General features: G+C 57.4%; 14 protein-coding genes. 5 read left to right on the top strand and 9 right to left on the bottom strand.

The genetic code is table 11. The features are described from left to right. The first annotated feature begins 188 nt into the window (after window positions 1-188). Window positions 189-1,070 (top strand): NAD(+) kinase, encoded by an 882-nt coding sequence (locus AC0IM9_RS03895; protein ID WP_278211268.1) that lies wholly within the window; start codon window positions 189-191, stop codon window positions 1,068-1,070. 4 nt (window positions 1,071-1,074) lie between these two features. Beyond that, a complete protein-coding gene (gene recN / locus AC0IM9_RS03890) occupies window positions 1,075-2,763 on the top strand; it encodes a DNA repair protein RecN (RefSeq protein WP_482803134.1) in 1,689 nt (562 codons plus the stop codon). A 15-nt stretch (window positions 2,764-2,778) separates the two neighbouring features. On the opposite strand, the gene AC0IM9_RS03885 is transcribed toward recN, so the two are convergent. The 6 genes from AC0IM9_RS03885 to AC0IM9_RS03860 form a co-directional block, all read right to left on the bottom strand. Beyond that, entirely contained in the window at window positions 2,779-3,690 is a 912-nt protein-coding gene (locus AC0IM9_RS03885; RefSeq protein WP_482803133.1) for a DMT family transporter, read from the bottom strand. 406 nt (window positions 3,691-4,096) lie between these two features. Further along, window positions 4,097-4,615, bottom strand: a complete 519-nt coding sequence (locus tag AC0IM9_RS03880; protein WP_482803131.1) for a DOMON domain-containing protein — start codon at window positions 4,613-4,615, stop codon at window positions 4,097-4,099. A gap of 3 nt (window positions 4,616-4,618) precedes the next feature. Then, entirely contained in the window at window positions 4,619-5,830 is a 1,212-nt protein-coding gene (locus tag AC0IM9_RS03875) for an AAA family ATPase (protein ID WP_482803130.1), read from the bottom strand. Between the two features lie 412 nt (window positions 5,831-6,242). Next, window positions 6,243-9,560 carry an NAD-glutamate dehydrogenase domain-containing protein gene (locus tag AC0IM9_RS03870; protein WP_482803129.1) on the bottom strand — a complete coding sequence of 1,106 codons (3,318 nt, stop codon included), beginning with the start codon at window positions 9,558-9,560 and terminating at the stop codon, window positions 6,243-6,245. Between the two features lie 107 nt (window positions 9,561-9,667). Further along, window positions 9,668-10,093: an ATP-binding protein gene (locus tag AC0IM9_RS03865; protein WP_278211263.1), complete on the bottom strand. Its 426-nt coding sequence runs from the start codon at window positions 10,091-10,093 to the stop codon at window positions 9,668-9,670. Window positions 10,094-10,108: 15 nt separating this feature from the next. After that, the gene (locus AC0IM9_RS03860; protein ID WP_140911161.1) at window positions 10,109-10,441 is read right to left on the bottom strand and encodes an STAS domain-containing protein; all 333 of its coding nucleotides are present in this window, start codon (window positions 10,439-10,441) and stop codon (window positions 10,109-10,111) included. A gap of 179 nt (window positions 10,442-10,620) precedes the next feature. Here AC0IM9_RS03860 and AC0IM9_RS03855 point away from each other — a divergent pair, with 179 nt between their 5' ends. The 3 genes from AC0IM9_RS03855 to AC0IM9_RS03845 are packed head-to-tail and all read left to right on the top strand — an operon-like array spanning window position 10,621 to window position 14,760. After that, on the top strand, window positions 10,621-12,261 hold the full coding sequence (locus AC0IM9_RS03855; protein ID WP_482803128.1) for an alpha-keto acid decarboxylase family protein: 1,641 nt from the start codon (window positions 10,621-10,623) through the stop codon (window positions 12,259-12,261). A 23-nt stretch (window positions 12,262-12,284) separates the two neighbouring features. Beyond that, window positions 12,285-14,531 carry a SpoIIE family protein phosphatase gene (locus AC0IM9_RS03850; protein WP_482803127.1) on the top strand — a complete coding sequence of 749 codons (2,247 nt, stop codon included), beginning with the start codon at window positions 12,285-12,287 and terminating at the stop codon, window positions 14,529-14,531. A gap of 55 nt (window positions 14,532-14,586) precedes the next feature. Next, on the top strand, window positions 14,587-14,760 hold the full coding sequence (locus tag AC0IM9_RS03845) for a hypothetical protein (protein ID WP_482803126.1): 174 nt from the start codon (window positions 14,587-14,589) through the stop codon (window positions 14,758-14,760). Between the two features lie 24 nt (window positions 14,761-14,784). Here AC0IM9_RS03845 and AC0IM9_RS03840 read toward each other — a convergent pair whose 3' ends face one another. The 3 genes from AC0IM9_RS03840 to nifJ are packed head-to-tail and all read right to left on the bottom strand — an operon-like array spanning window position 14,785 to window position 19,781. Beyond that, window positions 14,785-15,135 carry a DUF4186 domain-containing protein gene (locus AC0IM9_RS03840; RefSeq protein WP_482803125.1) on the bottom strand — a complete coding sequence of 117 codons (351 nt, stop codon included), beginning with the start codon at window positions 15,133-15,135 and terminating at the stop codon, window positions 14,785-14,787. Window positions 15,136-15,142: 7 nt separating this feature from the next. After that, window positions 15,143-16,156 (bottom strand): dihydroorotate dehydrogenase-like protein, encoded by a 1,014-nt coding sequence (locus tag AC0IM9_RS03835; protein WP_482803124.1) that lies wholly within the window; start codon window positions 16,154-16,156, stop codon window positions 15,143-15,145. Further along, the gene (nifJ, locus tag AC0IM9_RS03830; RefSeq protein WP_482803123.1) at window positions 16,149-19,781 is read right to left on the bottom strand and encodes a pyruvate:ferredoxin (flavodoxin) oxidoreductase; all 3,633 of its coding nucleotides are present in this window, start codon (window positions 19,779-19,781) and stop codon (window positions 16,149-16,151) included. Before nifJ ends, AC0IM9_RS03835 begins: the two co-directional genes overlap by 8 nt. Window positions 19,782-19,844 lie beyond the last annotated feature (63 nt).

Genomic DNA, 19,844 nt, shown 5'->3' with positions numbered 1-19,844 from the left:
AAAATAAACTGGGGCAAATCAAATATGCCTTTAAAAATTTCCGGATTCTAGCCACATCCATTGTTTTGTCTATAGGCCCAAATAACTAGACAAGAAGCTGCTGCGCGTGACCCCGGCGCAACTTGCGCCAAGACTTTCCGCCGGCCTGTTTGTATAATCCGGGCAACATTCTCAACCAACCCTATGCCATGCCAAGCCCATTCCAGCGTATCGGCCTCGTCGGCAAGTTCGGCGACCCCGGAATCGCGCCGACGCTGAACCAACTCTACCGCTATCTGCTGCGCCGGGGTTTTCAAGTGGCGGTGGAAAGCCAAAGCGCCGAATTGATCGAGAACGCCGACGTCACCGGCGTCTACATCGAGCGTTTGCCGGAGCATTGCGATCTGATGATGGCCTTGGGTGGCGACGGCACTTTCCTGGCCGCGGCGCGGGCGGTGGCCGATTTCGACGTGCCGTTGCTGGGCGTCAATCTGGGCCGGCTCGGATTTCTGGCGGATATCTCGCCGGAACAACTCTCCGGCAGCCTGGAACAGATTCTGGCGGGCAACTACAAAACCGAGCAACGCCACTTATTGAATGCAGCTATCATCCGCGACGGCACGTTGATCCACCAGCAAACCGCGGTCAACGAAGTGGTGGTGCACCGCTGGGTCACGCCGAGCATGATCGAGATCGTCACCAGCATCGACGGCGTCTATCTCAACACACAACGCTCGGACGGCTTGATCGTCGCCACGCCGACCGGTTCCACCGCCTATTCGCTGTCAGCCGGCGGCCCCATCCTGCATCCTGCGTTGCACGCCCTGGTCTTGGTGCCGCTGAATCCGCATACCTTGTCCAACCGGCCGATCGTGATCGACGACAACGTCACCATCGAAGTCCGCTTCAGTCGCGCCAAACAAATCAATGCGCTGGTGACCTGCGACCATCTGGAAATTCCGGACGTCCGCATCAACGACAAGATCGTCATCAAGAAGGCCGAGAAACCGATTACAATTCTGCACCCGGCAGATCACGATTTTTTCCATATCCTGAGAAGCAAACTCAACTGGAGCGGCTACCCCGCCTGAACCCATGCTGCTGAACCTGAACATTCTCGACCTGGCCGTGGTCGACGCCCTGGATCTGGACCTCGACCCCGGCATGTCGGTATTGACCGGCGAAACCGGCGCCGGCAAATCCATCCTGTTGACCGCGCTGGGCCTGGCGCTCGGCGACCGCGCCGATTCCGGCTACGTCCGTCCCGGCAGCAAACGGGCCGAGATCAATATCGAATTCGATTTGAGCAAGGCGCCGCTGGTCAAACAATGGCTGGCCGACCAAGAGTTGGACGACGACAGCCAGTGCCTGATCCGGCGCACGGTCAGCGAGGACGGCCGCTCCAAAGCTTACATCAACAACCGTCCGGTCAATCTGCAGACCCTGCAGGCCTTGAGCCGGCAATTGGTGGAAATCCACGGCCAACACGCCCATTTGACCTTGCTGGACGGCGAAGAGCAGCGCCGGCTGCTGGACGGCTTCGCCAACAATCAGGCCTTGTTGGAACAACTCAACGCGTGTTACCAAAACTGGCGTCAGGCGCACAAGGAATTGCAGCAACTGCTAAAGGCCGGCAGCGACCAGGCCGAACGCGAGGAATTGCTGCGCTACCAACTGGAAGAACTGCAGCAACTGGACCTGGAAAACTTCGATTACCAGGCCCTGGCCGACGAACACCACAAACTGGCCAACCTCGGTAAAATTCTCGGCGTCGGCCAACAACAACTCGAGATTTTGTACGACAACGACCAGCAGTCGGTCGCCGACATGCTGGGCCACGTGATCCACGCGCTACAAGAGCTGGGCCAATACGCAGCCGAATTGAACGGCGTGGCGGAACTGCTCGGCGACGCCGAAATCCAGATCGGCGAGGCCACCCAGCAATTGCGCCGCTTCCTGGAAAACCAGGAGGCCGATCCGCAGCAACTGGCCTGGCTGGAAAACCAGATCGGCGTGATCCAGTCGCTCAGCCGCAAACACAAAGTCCAGCCGGAAGAACTGCCGGCCCTGGCCGCAGGCCTGAGCGAAGAATTGCATAATCTCAGCCACAGCAGCGAACGCATCGAAGCGCTGCACGCCGATTGCGAACGTTTGCTGAACCAGTACCGCAAACTGGCCGCCGAATTGTCAGCCAACCGGCGTCAATCCGGCGCCGAGCTGCAGCAACGGATTTCCGACGCGATCAAGGAACTGGGCATGCCGCACGGCGAATTCATCGTCAAACTGCAGACGCCGGAACAGGCCGAACCGCAGCGCAACGGCCTGGACCAGATCGAATTCCTGGTCAGCACCAATCCCGGCCTGCCGGCCAAACCTTTGGCTAAAGTAGCCTCCGGCGGCGAATTGTCGCGCATCAGTCTGGCGATCCAGGTCACGACCAGCACCGACAAAACCACGCCGACCATGATCTTCGACGAGGTCGATTCCGGTATCGGCGGCGGCATCGCCGAAATCGTCGGCCAGAAACTGCGCCGGCTCAGCCGCAACCGCCAGGTGCTGTGCGTGACTCACCTGCCGCAGGTCGCCGCCCAAGCTCACCAGCACCTGTTCGTCGCCAAAAACCAGAAGGCCGCCGTCACCTCGTCCAGCGTCCGCCGGCTCAGCGAGGAGGAACGGGTGCACGAAGTGGCGCGGATGCTGGGCGGCGTCACCATCACCGAAAACACGCTGGCCCATGCCAGGGAAATGCTGGCCTCGGGCGGATCGGCCGACGACCGGCACTAAGGCCTGCGCCGCGGTTCATTTTCGCGACAGGCTCAACACCCCGGCCAACACCAGCGCCGCGCCGGCCATTTGCAAGGTGCTCAGTTGTTCACCGAGAAACACATTCGCTAAAAACAGCGTCGCCACCGGCCCCAACGCGCCGATCAGCGAGGCATGGCTGGAGCCAATGATCCGGATCGCCGCCGACAGCATGAATACCGGCAACACGGTCGACACAATCGCCATCCACAAACTCAATTGATAGACCCGAGCCGAGACCAGCAACGCCTGCGGCGGATGGGTCAACAGGAATTGGATCAGCGTTGCCGCACAGGCCACCAGCATCGCGTAGGCGGTAAAGCGCGACGCGCCTATCCTGGCCACCGTCTCGCCGGTGCCGATCAGATACGCCGCGTAAGTCAACGTGCTGGCAAACACAAAACCGGCGCCCAACCACAAATGTTCGGCCTGCAACGTCACCTGATCGCTGAACACCACGCCGATCCCGGCGTAACTGAGCAACAAGGCGACGATCTCTTTGCGGCCGAACGGTTTGTGCAACAACAGCGCCGACAACACCACGACCAAGGTCGGGTACAAAAACAGAATCAAGCGCTCCAGACCGGCAGAGATATATTGCAGGCCGATGAAGTCGAACAAGCTGGACAGGTAATAACCCAGCAGGCCCAATAACAACAATGCCGCGCAATCTCGCCGACTCAAGGCCTGCGCCGGTTTTTGCCAGGCATGGCGCAAGGCCACGATCAGGAAAAACGGCGCCGAGAACAGCATCCGCAACGCCAACAAAGTCACGGCATCGACCGCTTCGCCATAAGCCAGTTTGACGAAAATGGCTTTGCCGGAAAAACCGATCGCGGCCAAAGTCGCCAAACCGAAGCCGAGCAAACGGCGGTGTTGAAATGAATGGGTGGAAACGGTTGTAGCCATTGGGCCTCCTGAATCGATGCGGGCCTTTGGCAAATGACGAAGCAACTGCGGCAAGCCCGCGGTTGCTTGAAAGTTTTTAGAAAAACGCAAACACCACGGCAATAGGTAAGCCCCATAGCCAGCGGCGTTTATTGACGAGAAAAAGCAGATTGGAAAATATCATGGGCAGGATAGTAGCCGGATTTGGTCCGTTAGTACAACAAAAAATGGCCATGTGCCTTCTAAGGTTAGAATGAAAGCCGCTAGGTTTTATGTTGTGCCACGTTATTTGGGCTGGATTCGGTTCTCAGGAAATTCGCCGACTGGTGGTCAAGGCGTGATTGTCTTGTAGGCCCCACAGCGGGTGTCCTGTTAACAACCTGATGACCCTAAAGTATCGCCGAGCTGTCATTCAGCATGGATACCATTACTTTAAGTAGAACTGGTGATTTTCATCTAAAAAAACCACGTAGAATGTATTTATATCGTATTGCTTGCCTGAAGTGTCATTTAAGCCAGATAACCTATCCGGAATCACAAATCCAGCTAACCGGGTTTTGTTATCAAGTCTAATACGAGCCCACGAAACATCTTCGGGAACATGAGCGGGATGTGCAAACGCTGAGTTTTTTGGAAAATCACCGTAAATTTCTAGACAACTTTGACGCTTGCCTTTTCCACCTCTCTTCCCTGTACCTATTTCCTTGTTTTTCCAGTAGCTTAAAGATTCTCGAGTGTATTCTTTAAGTTTATCCATTAGTTTAACAAGCTTACTATCACCGGCTGTGTCATTCCAATTTATGAAGTCTTGTCCACCTTGGCTGGTATCAAGATATGAAAAGTTAAATTTACATCTGGTAGCTATATTAGATGTTTCAATAGTATCCTGTGGAATTTTTTTAAGAAACGCGTCTTTTTTGGGGCTAGATGAAAAATTTTTCGCCATTAATTATCTCCATTTCTCAGCCAAATTTTTGGTTAAGTTATGGATGTTTTTAGGAGTTCCACCAATTTTTCCTTTGATATAAACAGGAGAAATCAGGCGGTCGTTTCTTAGCATGTTGATATCATCTAACCGGTAGCAGTAACTTTCATTGTTTTCTTTATTAACAAGCACTACTCTGTATCTACCTAATGCATCAATGATCTCAGTATTATGTGCTGTAATTACTAACTGCGCACCATTTGTGTTGATCTCAGGGTTGATAAAAAGCTGAATAATTTGAGGTAAGATCATAGCGTGCAGGTGGGTATCAAATTCGTCTAATACAAGTAAACTACCAGCACGTAAAGCTAACCAGTAGTTGTATAAGTTCAAGAATAAGCTTTTAGTGCCCATGGATTCATAGGCTAATCCGACCGAAAACTCGTGCTCGTTATTGTTATGGATGAACACTGGGAAATACTTGGTTTCTCCAGTTGTTTTGTCAACGGCTTCTTCAATTTCAATATTTATTACACCATCATCGACACCGGATATGATGTGTTTGGTAAATTCTAGTGCTTTGGGTTCTTCACGATAGAATTTACTAACTTCAAAATAATCGTACACTTCATAACTTCTATAGCCTGTTTCTCCTACGTTGAACTGAATAATTAAAAAACTTTTATATAGTTTTTTAAGGTCGTCCATTTGCTCATGGAATTCATAATCTGAAACAACGCTTATAATGGATTGATCTGGCTTAAGCTTTAAGGATTTTAATTCATAAAACTCTTTAATACATTTTGTGATCTTATTTTTTTCTCGAATCAAGCACGTAATTTCTTTTTTGTTTTTTCGGCGTAATTCCTCCCGCTGTATGCCTTTTCTTGTTAAATCAATCTCGTAATAATAAGTGGTGTCATCAATTAGGAGCTCTATATAAAATTCGGTAATATCATCATTGTAAAAAAAAGTTTGTAAAGGAATTTCTATTTCAGCGTCAACTGTGTTCGGATTAGGTCTTGTGAACATTCGCTTAGCACAAAAGCAGTGAAGAAAAACAAGAGCTTTTAGAATATTTGTTTTACCAGAACCATTAGCTCCTTTAATTCCTAATACAGCCCCAATCTCTTGTCCGTTGGACGTTTCATCCGGCGTACCTTTGCTGTATGTGAAATTGATTTCAGCTCCATCTTTAAAGCTACTAAAATTTCGAAAGCCAAATCGTTTTATCATTTCGTCTTGTTAAAAGTTAAGTCCGTATCAATGAGGTAGCGTGTAGCTTTTATGGTAGCAAACCCCCCCCTGAAAAAAAAGACTTTTGTCAGTTCTGTCAAAAGTCGGGGATTAGACAACTTATTACACAACCATAAGAGGAATTGAACAGCTCGAAGCGCGTAGTTAGCTAAAGGGGTAAATTCACTAAACGCTACAGCTGCTTTTGGATGAACATTTGCCATTTGCGCCTATGTAACGTTTGTCTGCTTATGGCCGGTATCGACCATTGCCCCCAACCAAGTTTTACTTAAAACGGTCCAGGTTAAAAACAGGAACCGATCTGCGTTCCAACCCTAGAATGCAAAAACCGCAAAAAATCGGACGCTCGGCAGCCGACGGCGATCATCGGACGTTTTCAGCCCGAATTGCCTTACGCCGGCAACACCGCGCCCAAAGCGCGCACCAGCGCGACGTAACTCAACAAATTCAACGACGTCAATTTCCGGCTTTCCGCCTGAATTTTGCGGTAGCGGTTCAAGCCGGCCCGCAATTGTTTCTGTTCGATATATTCGGCGCAGGAACTGCAACCGTGGGCCAGCATTTGCTTGACCCATTCGCCGGCGTAGCGGCGTAAATCCGCCTGCAATGCGGCGCAAACGCTCCTGACCCAAAAATCGCGTTGCGGAATCTGCGCCAACTGCTGAGCCAGTGGGCGAATAGCCAAGGTCTGGTCTACGGATTGCAGCAAGCGGTCGACGCTGGCGAAATCGCGGCCGGTCTCGCTGACCAGCGCCGCCAGCCACAAAAAGTCGGGCAGGCTTTCGATAAAACCCATCTCGGCCGCCAAATCGTCCGCCATTCCGGCTTGCGCATACTCGCTGGCATCCGGAACGGGATAGTCGGCAAGGCGGTAGCGGCGGTAGTCTGCCAGCAACGTTTGAAACACGGCGACCGTGTCGGCGTCGGCTACGACCGCGGTCTGCCGGGCCGCAGCCCAGACGCACAAGCAGGATAAAGTCTGTTCCAGTTTCAGCAAGGCACCATAGCGGCTAGCGTTTGCCAGCTCCGGCCCGGCTGCCGCAATCCGCGTCCGCAACGCTTCGCCGGCCAACGCCTGATCGAAAGCCAGATAGGCGTCGACTACCGCCAATATGCTGCCGTTCTCACCGTCGTCGAGCGCGAGAAAGCTGCTGCCGGCCTGATTGACGATCCGGTTGGCGATCACGGTGGCCTTGATCTCGGCCGCCAACGGATGCTCGGCCAGCTGGGCGCCGAAGCGCTCGCGCAGCGGCGCGGGAAAATAGGCCGCCAGGTAAGGCTGGTAGCAAGGCGCATCCAGGTGGGCGCGCGCTTTCTCCAATTGCCGCGCCAGAAACATTTTCGCGGCGGCCATCAACACGGCCAATTCCGGGCGCGTCAGGATCTGCCCCGGCCGACTCAGAATATCCTTGGTTTCCGGAAACGATTCGACGCCACGATCCAGAAAACCGGCCGCCTCCAGCCGCTCAGCGACCTGGATGAACAAGCCCGGATCGGCCTGGCAACGAATTTGGTCCAGCGACAGGCACTGGCTTTGGGCGATGTTGTCCTGCAATACCGCGGCACATACTGCGTCGGTCAGGCTTTCGAACAAGCTTTGGCAATCGTCGACCAGGCGTTGCTTGTGCAGGCCGGCGAGCAATATTTTCAGATTGACCTCGTGGTCGGAGGTATCGACCCCGGCGGAATTGTCCACCGCGTCGGTGTTGATCCGGCCGCCGCGCAAGGCGTACTCGATTCTGGCGGCCTGGGTAAAACCCAGGTTGGCGCCCTCGCCGACCACCAGCGCCCGCAATTCGCCGGCGTCGATGCGGACGTTGTCGTTGCCGCGATCGCCGACATCGGCGTGCCGTTCCGCACCGGCTTTGACGTAGGTGCCGATCCCGCCCAGCCACAGCAATTCCACCGGGGCCTTCAGCAGGTACTGGATCAAGGCTTCGCCGTCTATGCTGCGGTAGCGGATGCCGAGCCAGTTCTTCAGTTCCGGCGACACCGGAATGTCCTTGTCGCTACGGCTATAGACTCCGCCGCCGGCCGAGATCAAATTTCGGTCGTAATCCTGCCAACTGGAACCGGGCAATTCGAACAAGCGTTTGCGCTCGTTGAACGCGGCAGCGCCGGCCGGCGGGTTCGGATCGATAAAGATATGCTGGCCGCTGAACGCGGCTTGCAAGCGAATGCAGGGCGACAGCAGCATGCCGTTGCCGAACACGTCGCCGTCCATACTACCGATGCCGACCACGCTGAAAGCCTCGGTTTGAATGTCCTTGCCCATTTCCCGGAAATGGCGCTTGACGCATTCCCAGGCGCCGCGGGCAGTGATACCCAAGGCCTTGTGGTCGTAACCGTGCGAGCCGCCGCTGGCAAAGGCGTCGCCCAGCCAGAACCGGTACTCGGCCGCAACGGCATTGGCGATGTCGGAAAATTTGGCGGTGCCTTTGTCGGCCGCCACCACCAGATAAGGGTCGGGGTCGTCGTGCACCACCAACTGCGGCGGCGTGACTACGACGCCGTCTTGCAGGTTGTCGGTCAAATCCAGCATGCCGCGGATCAGGCGGCGGTAGGCCTGCTGGCCGGCCTGCCTGAAGTCCTGGTTCGAGCCGCCCGGTTTGACGACGAAACCGCCTTTGGCGCCGGTCGGGATGATCAAGGCATTCTTGCTGATTTGAGTCTGCATCAGATCCAGGATTTCGGTACGGAAATCGTCGATCCGGTCCGACCAGCGAATGCCGCCGCGCGATACCCGGCCGCCGCGTAAATGGATGCCTTCCATGTCCGCGGCGTGGACGTAAATCTCGTATTGCGGTCGCGGCGCCGGCATCTCGATCACGCCCAGGCTGTTGAGTTTGATCGCAATAAAATGCTCGGCAGCCTCACGCCGCAGGTGGAAATTGCTGCGTACCGTGGCGTCGATCAAATTGAACAGGCCGCGCAAAATCCGATCGTGCTGGATATTCGCCACCGCCGCCATGGTTTGCAACAGTTGCATGCGCAATGGAAACAACACCTGCTCGTCCCTGACGGCGTAATCCTGCCATTCCGGATCGGGGCGAAACCGGGCTTCGAAATAATCGAACAGCCCGCGCGCGGCGGCGGGATTGGCAGCCAGCGCTTGCTGGATGGTGGCTTTGCTGGTCCAGTTGTGCAACTGCAGAAAATAATTGCGGTAAGTCCGCAACACGTCGCAATCGCGCCAATCCATCCCGGTCAAGGCCACCAGCCGGTTCAAGCCGTCGTTTTCGACCCACCCTGCCATCACCGCCTGGATCGTGGCCAGCAGCTGCGGTTTGATCCGGTCCAAAGGCGGGCAATCGGCCGCGGCCGGTTCGACGCTGAAACTTTTCAGATAAACCGTTTGCCGCTCCAGACTCAACCCGAACTGGACTTGGTCCAACACCCGCAAATTCAGGTTCTCCAGCACCGGAATGAACTCGTCCAGATAGCGTTGCCGGGTGCCGTAAAAATGCAGGCGGTAGGCGTCGGTAGCGCCGGCCGGTTCCAACAATTCGGCCGATGGCACCGTTGGCCCGGACATTCGCTCCAGGTTGAGCAGATCTTTAACGGCTTGCGGCGGCGTAATTAGCGCCTGATAGTCGAAAGGCAAGGCAGAAGCGAGGTTTCGCCATAGTGCCGCGGCGTGCTCGGCGTCGAGCGCCTGCTGCAAGGCGACGAGAAGTTGTTCGTTCCAAGAAGGGTCCTGATGCTGCATGATCGATGCCCTATATTTTGAGGTGGCAGCCGGTTACCCGATTTCGCAGACTACGGCGCAGGCAAAAGCGGGTCGGCTTGATGGCTCCAGGATGCCACGGCGCCGGCTCATTTCAAATATTTGACCAGCTCCAGCACGTTGCAATCGGCTTGGCGGGTATAACTGACCTTATCCATCATCGACCGGATCAGAAACAAGCCCATGCCGCTTTCCGGCGCGGCGGCGAAATCGGGGCTGGGCACGGTCTCCAAGTCAAAACCCTGGCCGTGGTCGTAGACTTTGATGGTCAACGTCTCGTCCAAAAGCTGGATCGTGACCCGCACCGTATCCTTGCTGGCGGCGTCGTGGGCGTGCTTGATCACGTTCGCCGCCGCTTCGGTCAGCACCAAGTTCAATTGGTAGGCCAGGGCTTCCCGGTCGCCGGCAAAGCCGTCCAACTCCCTGACGACCCGCTCGCCGATGCTGCCAACCAGATCCAGATATTTGGTGTGGGTCGGGATGATGACATCGACTTGGATGGCGGTGGGAGACATGGGCAAACTCGTCGGCTAACTCGGGAGCATATCCGCGGCATCGGCATAAATCTCGAACACGCGGTTCAGCCGGGTGATCTCGAACATGGACAACACCTGCGGCTGGACGTTGCTCAGCGCAAACTGGCCGGCGTCGGCGGCGGTTCTTTTATAGGCCGACAACAGCGCGCCCAGCCCGGAACTGTCGATGAAGCGGACGTCGGCCAATCGCACCAGAATCCGGTTTTCGCCGCTCTCGATCAATTGCGCCAGATAGTCCTTCAATTCGGCGGAATTGTGGGCATCGACCCGCGGTTCCCGAATAGTGACTACGCTTAAGCCGTGATTTTTTTCGAGTTCGAGTTTCATAGAAGCAAGTTGGGCAGAAACATTGGCGGCGGTTGTTCGGCCGCAGTCTAGCAGCAATCGGACAAAACCGGGGTGCTGCGGAAACTTCGATACCCAATCCAGTCTTACGTTCAACCTTCGCGCTGGTTTTTTCGTGCCGGCGCGGAACACTAACAGCCGTAGCTTTCCGGGAGGTGACGATGAACACGCAAAATGCCGAAAGTATCGGCCAATACTTGCTCGACCGGCTCTACGCCTTGGGCGTCAGCGAGATCTTCGGCGTACCGGGCGATTACATCCTCGGCTTCTACGACCAGATGGTGCATAGCCCGATCCGCCATATCGGCACCACCCGCGAGGACACCGCGGCCTTTGCCGCCGACGGTTACGCCCGTTGTTCCGGCCTGGGCGCCGTCGCGGTGACTTACGGAGTCGGCGCGTTGAACACGGTCAATGCCGTCGCCGGTGCCTACGCCGAATCGTCGCCGGTGGTGGTAATCAGCGGCGCGCCGGGCGTCGACGAGCAGCGCAACGATCCCTTGCTGCATCACCGTTTCGGACCGTTTACCTTTCAACGCGAAATCTTCGAGCGCATCACCTGCGCCAGTGTGGTCCTGAACGATCCGGTAATCGCCTGTCGCCAGATCGACCAGGCACTGGCCGCCGCGCGCCACTACTCCAAACCGGTTTACATCGAAATCCCGCGCGACCGGGTCAGAGTGCCGGGTTACTCCATGCCGGGCCCGGCTCCGGAAGTTTGCGGCAGCGACGAAACCGCGTTGGCCGAAGCGGTGGCGGAAACCATGGAACTGGGCGAAAAATCGCGCTCGCCGATCATCGTTGCCGGAGTGGAGATCCATCGCCGCGGCTTGCAAGGGGTGCTGGTCGACTTGGTGAATCGCTCCGGCCTGCCGGTCGCCGCCACGCTGACCGGCAAGTCGGTGATCGCCGAACGGCACCCGGCCTATCTCGGCATTTACGAAGGTACCATGAGCGCCGAATACACCCGCTACCTGGTCGAGCAAGCCGATTTATTGCTAATGCTGGGCGTGACGCTGAACGACGTCGACACCGGCATTTATACCGCCAAACTCGACCCGCAACGCATGGTCAGGGCGGCGCAGGACGAAGTGGTGATCAGCTCGCACCGTTACCCGCGAGTATTGTTGAAGGACTTCCTGCAGGCCTTGGCCAAATCGGTACCGGTGCGCCCGGAAAAATTCGTTGCCGCGCCGGGCACTGTGACCGCAGCGGATTTTCCGTTGCCGGATCGCGCCATCACCACCGCGCGCCTGGTCGGCCGCCTGAATCAAGCCCTGGGCCCCGAGTTCATCGTGGTCTGCGACGTCGGCGACTGCCTGTTTGCGACGATCGATCTGCAAGTGCACGAACAGTCGGAATTTTTGTCGTCGGCGTTTTACACCAGCATGGGCTTTGCCGTGCCGGCGGCGTTGGGCGCCCAAATCGCCCGCCGCGACCGGCGGGCGCTGATTCTGGTCGGCGACGGCGCCTTCCAGATGACAGGCACCGAACTGGCGACCTTTGCCCGCCTGGGCCTGGACCCGATTGTGGTCGTCTTCAACAACCGCGGTTACAGTACCGAGCGCTTTATTCTCGAGGGGCCGTTTAACGACATCGGCGATTGGCGCTTCGACCGGCTCGGCGAAGTCTTCGGCCCGCTGCAAGGATACGCCGCCGGCACGGAGGCAGCGTTCGAAGCGGCGCTCACGGCGGCACTGGCCAACCGCAGCTCGCCCAGCATCATCGACGTCCGCCTGGACCCGGCCGACGCCTCGGCCGCAATGCAGCGGCTGGCGGCGCATCTGCATAGCCGGGTCTAAGGCCGACCGGCCCGAGCCGAACCGTGCGCCAACTGATCGATAGTCTGGCCTTCAATCTGTTACTGGTCGGCTACGCGACCGGCAGCGGCGAAACGACAAGTCCGCTTATCGAAGGCGCCAATCGGGCCGCCGCCGCGCTGCTCGGTTACGGCGCGCACGAATTGTCCGGATTGGCGTTGGAGCGGATCCTGGCGCCGGCGAGTGTGGCGCGGTGCCGGGCGGCGCTGGCGCGGGCTGGCGATCGAGAGGTTGCCGAATGTTTCGAAGCGGAACTTCTGGCCAGAAACCATAGTTTTCAGGCGCTGGTCACGGTCAGTACGCTACCGAGCCCCCGGCCGGACTCTGGCAAAGCCTTGTTATTGATCCAAGCCATCGATCCGGCCAACGATTTTTTGGTCATGCGCCGAGTCATCGAACAGAGCGCCAGTGCAATGATGGTGACCGACGCCAGCGGCCGCATCGTCTACGTCAATCCCCGCTTCTCGCTGCTGAGCGGTTATGCCGAAGCCGAATTGTTAGGGCAAAACCCCAGTTTGCTGCAATCCGGAAAAATGTCGGCCCAGGATTATCAAGACCTGTGGCGGCAATTGACGGTCAGCGGCGAATGGCAGGGCGAAATTTGCAACCGGCACCAGACCGGCCGCGAATACTGGGTCGCGGAAAGCATCAGCGCGATCAAGGACAGCCTCGGCAACACCACCCACTATCTGGCGGTTGCCGAGGACATTACCGGCCGTAAAACCGTGGAATCGGCACTGGCCGAAAGCGAACAGCGCTTCCGGCAAATGGCCGATTTGTCCGGGGAATGGCTGTGGGAACAGGACCCCAAGGGTTACTACCTGTACAGCAGCATCGCGGTGGAACAAATCCTGGGGCTGACGCCGGCACAAATCATCGGTAAACATTACACCGAACTGCTGACCGCGCAAGACCAGCAAGCCCATGTCGACCTGTCGTCCAGCCAGCAGTCGTTTCATGCCCTGGTCAACCATTACCGGCATCGGGACGGCCATCCGGTGATCACCGAATCGACCGGACTGCCGTTACTCGATGCCGACGGCAAGCTGGTGAAATGGCGCGGGGTGGATAGGGATATTACGGCCCGGATGCAATATCAGCATGCCTTGATTGAGTCGGAAAAGCGTACGCGGCTGATCATCGAAAGCTCGATCAATGCCATCGTCATCATGGACGCCGACGGCATCGTCACCGATTGGAACCGGCGCGCCGAGCAGATGTTCAGCTGGTCGGCGGAATCGGCCATCGGCCGCCGCCTGGAAGATTTGATCATCCCGCCCCGGTTTCGCGCCGCACATCGCAACGGCATGCGCCGGTTTCTGGAAACCGGTAACGGCACGATCTTGAACCGGCAAACCGAGCAAATCGCGCTCAGGCGCGACGGCAGCGAGTTTCCGGTCGAAATCAGCGTGGCACCATTGAAACTGGGCGACAGCTACATTTTCAGCGGCTTCATCCACGACATCTCCGGCCGCAAGGCGGCGGAACGGCAAATTCGCCAGGCCCAGGTCGAATTGGCGGTGGCGCAAAACGAGCTGAAGATCGCCCAGCAAATCCAGGCCGGTTTGTCGCCGGCTGCGCCGTTGAAAACCGGCGAGTTCGAGATCACCGGAGTTTGCCTGCCGGCGGACAAGGTTGGCGGCGACTATTTCGATTATTTTTACCGCGACGGCGGGCGGCTGGACATCGTCATCGCCGACGTCTCCGGCCATTCGATCGGTCCGGCCCTGTTCATGGTCGAAACCCGCAGCGCGATCCGGATGAAAAGCAGTACCGAGGCCGGGCCGGAAGCAGTGCTGTCGGCGCTGAACCGGTTTTTATTCAACGACCTGAATCGGGCCGACTACTTCCTGACCTTGTTCTATTTGCAGGTCGATCCGGAACGCCGGCAATTGCATTTCGCCAACGCCGGCCACCCGCCGCCGTTGCTGTTCAACCGCCATAGCCGGCAGTTCGCCGAACTGGATGCCGACGGCCTGATCGTCGGTTTGCGTCAGGATGTTTGCTTCGAACGAAAAAGCGTCGAGTTGACCGAGGGCGATTTGATAGTGCTCTACACCGACGGCCTGATCGAAGCGGAGAACACCGAATTAGGTTTTTTCGGCCTGGATCGGGTCAAATCCGAAATTGCCGCCAACGCCGACTTGCCGCCGCAAGCAATAATCGATGGGTTATTCGGGTGTTTGCGCCGATTCTGCGGCAGCGAAAAATTCGCCGACGATATCACCGTATTGGTGTTTAAATGGCATTAACCCCTTGGCTCAACGGAGAAAGCTTCAACCGATAATGCCGATTTGCGAGGAGATCATGATGAGTACAGCCCCCTTCTTCCCGAAATTACTGGCGTGCTGCGCAGTGTTGCTGGTATTGATCGTGTTGCACATCATCCCGCTGCCGATTCTGGAACTGACGATTTTGTACGTGATGCTGTTGCGGCCGGCGTGGTTTAAAGACTTGGTCGACCAACTTTACAGCCGCTAGCCCAATGCTTGAGAGTTGGCAGCTTCATAACAGTGCGCGCAACCAGCGTTCCAACACGGACCGGATGTAGCTAAGTTCCTCAAGACTGAGCTCCCTGCCCTGCGCAATCGAGTGCCATTTTTCCAGGCAACCGCGGCAGCAGCAGGCGTTAGCGTGTTGGGCGACGAACACCGGATGGCCGCGATACGGAGTTTGCTTGCCGTCGTTGAGCGGCAGGGCTGGGGCCAGACGTTTGCCGATAAAATCGTCGGCGTGGCTTAAGATGGTTGCGATGCCCTTGGTTTGCAGATACTGCAAATCCTTGGCATTCAAGCGAAACTGGCTGCGAAACCGGGATTTGGCCAAACCGGCGAACAACTCGTCCAAATCCCGCATCGTTTATCTAACGCAATACGCCCGGCGCCGGCGTATAGCTGTCCAGCACGTGAATGTAATTGGCGCGTTCGTAGGCACTGGGGTCGATCGCATGTTGCCGGCTGACGCTACCTTTCATTTGAGCTACCGATTCGTATTCGTGTTCGATCAGCCAATCCGCCAGTTCGCTGCGAATCTCGCCCAGCTTGCGGACGCCCTGCGCCAGCAACACGCTGCATAAATGCACGACATCGGCGCCGGCCAGCAAGGCCTTGATCACGTCGTCGGCCTGGTGAAAGCCGCCGGTCACGGCCAGCGACAATCGCACCCGGCCATACATCAGCGCGGTCCAGCGCACCCGCAACAGCGCTTCGGCGGGCGTCGACAATTGCAGTTTCGGCACCACTTCCAAAGTGTCCAGATCGATGTCCGGCTGGTAAAAGCGGTTGAACAAAGCCACGCCGTCGGCGCCGGCCTGTTGCAAGCGCTCCACGAAATGCAGCGGCGAGCTGAATTGCGGCGACAGTTTCACTGCCAGCGGGATATTGATCTGCCGCTTCAATTCGCGAACGATGTCCAGATAGCGGTTTTCGACCGTCTCGCTGCTTTCGGCAATATCTGCCGCCAGATGGTAAATATTCAACTCCAGCGCATCGGCGCCGGCGTCCTGCAAGGCTTTGCCGTATTCGATCCAGCCACCGACCGAAGTGCCGTTCAGGCTGGCGATCACCGGAATTTGCAACGCGCTTTTCAAGCGTTGCAGATGATCCAGATACTGATCCATGTAGGTGACGATCTGCGACGGCAATGGATGAAACGAATCCGCCTCGCCGTAGCCGATGCCCTGACCGAACAGGAAACGCTCCATCTGCTGCTGCTCGGCTTCGATTTTTTCCTCGAACAACGACGACAACACGATGGCTGCGGCGCCGGCATCTTCCAAACGCCGGGCGCTATCCAAATCCTTGCTTAACGGCGAAGCCGACGGCACCAGCGGATGCGCCAGTTTCAGACCCAAATATTCGGTGGCTAAATCAACCATTGTTCTGCTCCTGGGCCAGATCGGCTTTGACTTGGGCTTTGGCGGCGGCCACGCTGGTCGCGTCGCTCCATTCCAAAGCCGCCAGTTGTTGGTAATAGCGGTAGCGGTTTTTGACGTCGTGCTGGGCCTGTTTCAAGAAAGCCTCGGCGTGGTCGGGATGGCTTTGCCACAACATGCTGAAGCGGGTTTCGGTCATGACGAAGTCGCGGTAAGGGATCGACGGTTCCGCCGAATCCAGTTGCATCGGATTCTTGCCTTGCTGAATCTTGGCCGGGTTGAACCTGAACAACGGCCAGTGCCCGCTCTTCACGGCCAGATTTTGCTGGCGATGGTTATTGGACAAATCCACGCCATGGGCAATACACGGCGAGTAAGCGATGATGATGGATGGGCCGTTGTGGGCTTCGGCTTCCAGGAAGGCGCTCAGCGTCTGGGTATCCTTGCCGGCATAGGCGACGTGGGCGACGTAAACGTTGCCGTAATCCATCGCCAGCAAGGCCAGGTCTTTCTTCGCGGTCGGTTTGCCGCCGGCCGAGAATTTAGCCACCGCGCCCATCGGCGTCGATTTGGAAGTCTGGCCGCCGGTGTTGGAATACACCTCGGTGTCCAGCACCAGGATATTGACATTGCGGCCGCTGGCCAGCACGTGGTCCAGGCCGCCGTAGCCGATGTCGTAGGCCCAGCCGTCGCCACCGATGATCCAGACGCTTTTCTTGCATAAATAATCGGCCAACGGCAGCAAGGCTTGCGCAGCGGGTTGGCTCAACGACGGCAAATGCTGTTTCAATTCGGCGACGCGCTGGCGTTGCTCGTAAAGGCCGGCTTCGTCGGATTGGTCGGCCTGCAGGATCGCATCGACCAATTCGCCGCCCAGAGTTTCGCGTAGCGATGCCAGTAATTCGGCGGCATGCTCGGCTTGCTTATCGATCGCCACCCGCATGCCCAGGCCAAACTCCGCGTTATCTTCGAACAGGGAATTGCTCCAGGCCGGCCCTTTACCCTCGGCGTTTTTGGTCCACGGCGTGGTCGGCAGGTTGCCGCCGTAAATCGACGAGCAACCGGTGGCGTTGGCGACCACCATCCGGTCGCCGAACAATTGCGAGACCAGTTTGACGTAAGGCGTTTCGCCGCAGCCAACGCAGGCGCCGGAAAATTCGAACAACGGTTGCAACACCATCGAGCCTTTGATGGTATTGGTTTTTAGCAGCCGGCGATCGTATTCCGGCAAAGATAGAAAGTAATCCCAATTTTGGCTCTCCGGCTCGCGCAGCGGCGCTTGCGGCGCCATGTTCAAGGCTTTGCGGCTGGCGTTGGATTTATCACGAATCGGGCAAATATCGACGCACAAACCGCAACCGGTGCAATCTTCCGGCGCCACCTGGTAACTGATCGATAACCCTGGCGGGAAGTCCTTACCGAGCATCGGGGCATGTTTGAAGGTGGCTGGCGCATTGCTCAAGGCTTCGTTCGGCACGATTTTGCTGCGAATCGCCGCGTGCGGACACACCATCGGACATTTGCCGCATTGGGTACATAAATCGGTTTCCCAGACCGGAATTTCCAACGCCAGATTGCGTTTTTCGAACGCCGCGCTACCGGTCGGGAAGGTGCCGTCGGCCGGCATCGCGCTGACCGGCAAGGTGTCACCGCGGCCGGCGATTATCTCGGCGGTGACGCGGCGGATGAAGTCCGGCGCGCTGTCGCTAATCCGCGACACGATGTCGAAGGCGCTGCTGGCCTGCTGCGGCAACGGCACTTGGTGCAGCCCGGCCAGGGTTTCGTCGATGGCTTTGAAGTTCAAGTCGACGATGCGCTGGCCTTTTTTGCCGTAGGTTTTTTCAACCGCATGTTTGATAGCGGCAATCGCTTGTTCTTGCGGCAACACCCCGGAAATCGCGAAAAAACAGGTCTGCATGATGGTGTTGATGCGCTTGCCCATGCCGGATTTCTCGGCCACCGCATTGCCGTCGATCAAGTAAAAACGGATGTTTTTGTCCAGCATCTGTTGCTGCATCTTGCGCGGCAGGGTATCCCAAACCTTGTCGGCCGGCGCCGGGCTGTTCAACAGAAACACGGCATTGGCGGCAGCGTTGGCCAGCATGTCGTAACGTTCCAGAAACACCGCCTGGTGGCAGCCGATGAATTGGGCGTCGTTTTCGCCGATCAAATAGCTGGAACGAATCGGCTGCGGGCCGAAGCGCAGATGAGACACCGTCACCGCGCCGGACTTTTTCGAGTCGTAGACGAAATAACCCTGAGCGTACAACTCGGTTTCTTCGCCGATGATCTTGATCGTATTCTTGTTGGCGCCGACCGTGCCGTCGCTGCCCAGACCGTAGAACATCGCTTGAAAAGTCTGGTCGTGGGCGTCGGTGCGGTAAGCGGCGTCCCAGTCCAGACTGGTATGGCTGACGTCGTCATGGATGCCGATCGTAAACTGGTTCTTCGGCCGTTCGTTTTTCAACTCGTCGTAGACTGCCTTGACCATGCCCGGCGTGAATTCCTTGGACGACAAGCCGTAACGGCCACCGACAACGCGCGGCATCTGGCTAAACTTTTCGCCCTGGCTGAAGGCTTGGGCCACAGCAGCCAGCACATCTTTATATAGCGGTTCGCCGTCGGCGCCCGGCTCCTTGGTGCGATCCAACACGGCAATTTTCCGGCAACTCGCCGGCAGAGCCGCGATCAAATGTTGCGGCGAGAACGGGCGGAACAGCCGGACTTTGAGCAAGCCGACCGCCTCGCCCTGCCGATTCAGATAATCCAGGGTTTCTTCGACCGCCTCGGCGCCGGAACCCATCAACACGATGATCCGCTCGGCATCGGCGGCGCCGACGTATTCGAATAAACGGTATTGGCGCCCGGTCAGCCCGGCGAACCGATCCATCGCCTGCTGCGCCATGTCCGGCAACGCCGCATAAAACGGATTGACCGATTCCCGGCCCTGGAAATAGACATCGGGATTTTGCGCCGTGCCGCGCAGTACCGGCTTGTCCGGCGTCAAGGCTCGGCCGCGATGCTCGGCCACCCAGGCATCGTCGATCATGCCACGTATCACCGCGTCGTCGACCTCGACGATTTTGGCGACTTCGTGCGAGGTGCGGAAACCGTCGAAAAAATGCATGAAAGGCACCCGGCTTTGCAACGACACCGCATGGGTAACCAAGGCCAGATCCTGCACTTCCTGCGGCGAATTGGAGCACAACATGGCAAAGCCGGTCATCCGCGCCGCCATTACGTCGCTATGGTCGCCGAAGATCGACAAGCCTTGTGCCGCCAGCGAACGGGCGGCGATGTGGAACACGGCCGGACTGAGTTCGCCGGCGATTTTGTACATATTCGGCAGCATCAACAGCAGGCCTTGCGACGCGGTGAAGGTGGTCGCCAAGGTGCCGGCCTGCAACGCGCCGTGAATGGTACCGGCGGCGCCGGCCTCGCTTTGCAATTCGACGACCTGCGGCACGGTACCCCACAAATTGGCTTGGCCGCGCGAGGCCCATTCGTCGGCCCATTCGCCCATCGGCGACGACGGCGTGATCGGATAAATGGCGATGACTTCGTTGAGTTTGTAGGCGATGCTGGCGGCGGCCTGGTTGCCGTCGATGGTCAGAGTTTGCTTGGGCATGGCGCGACCTTGTGAGTGTGTTACGGACGGCCGTTCGGTGCGAGCCGACGGCTCTAATACTCT

This window comes from Methylomonas sp. Uni0011, assembly GCF_056850255.1.
Note: the sequence above shows the minus strand (reverse complement) of the source record. Positions and strands in the feature narration are given on the sequence as shown.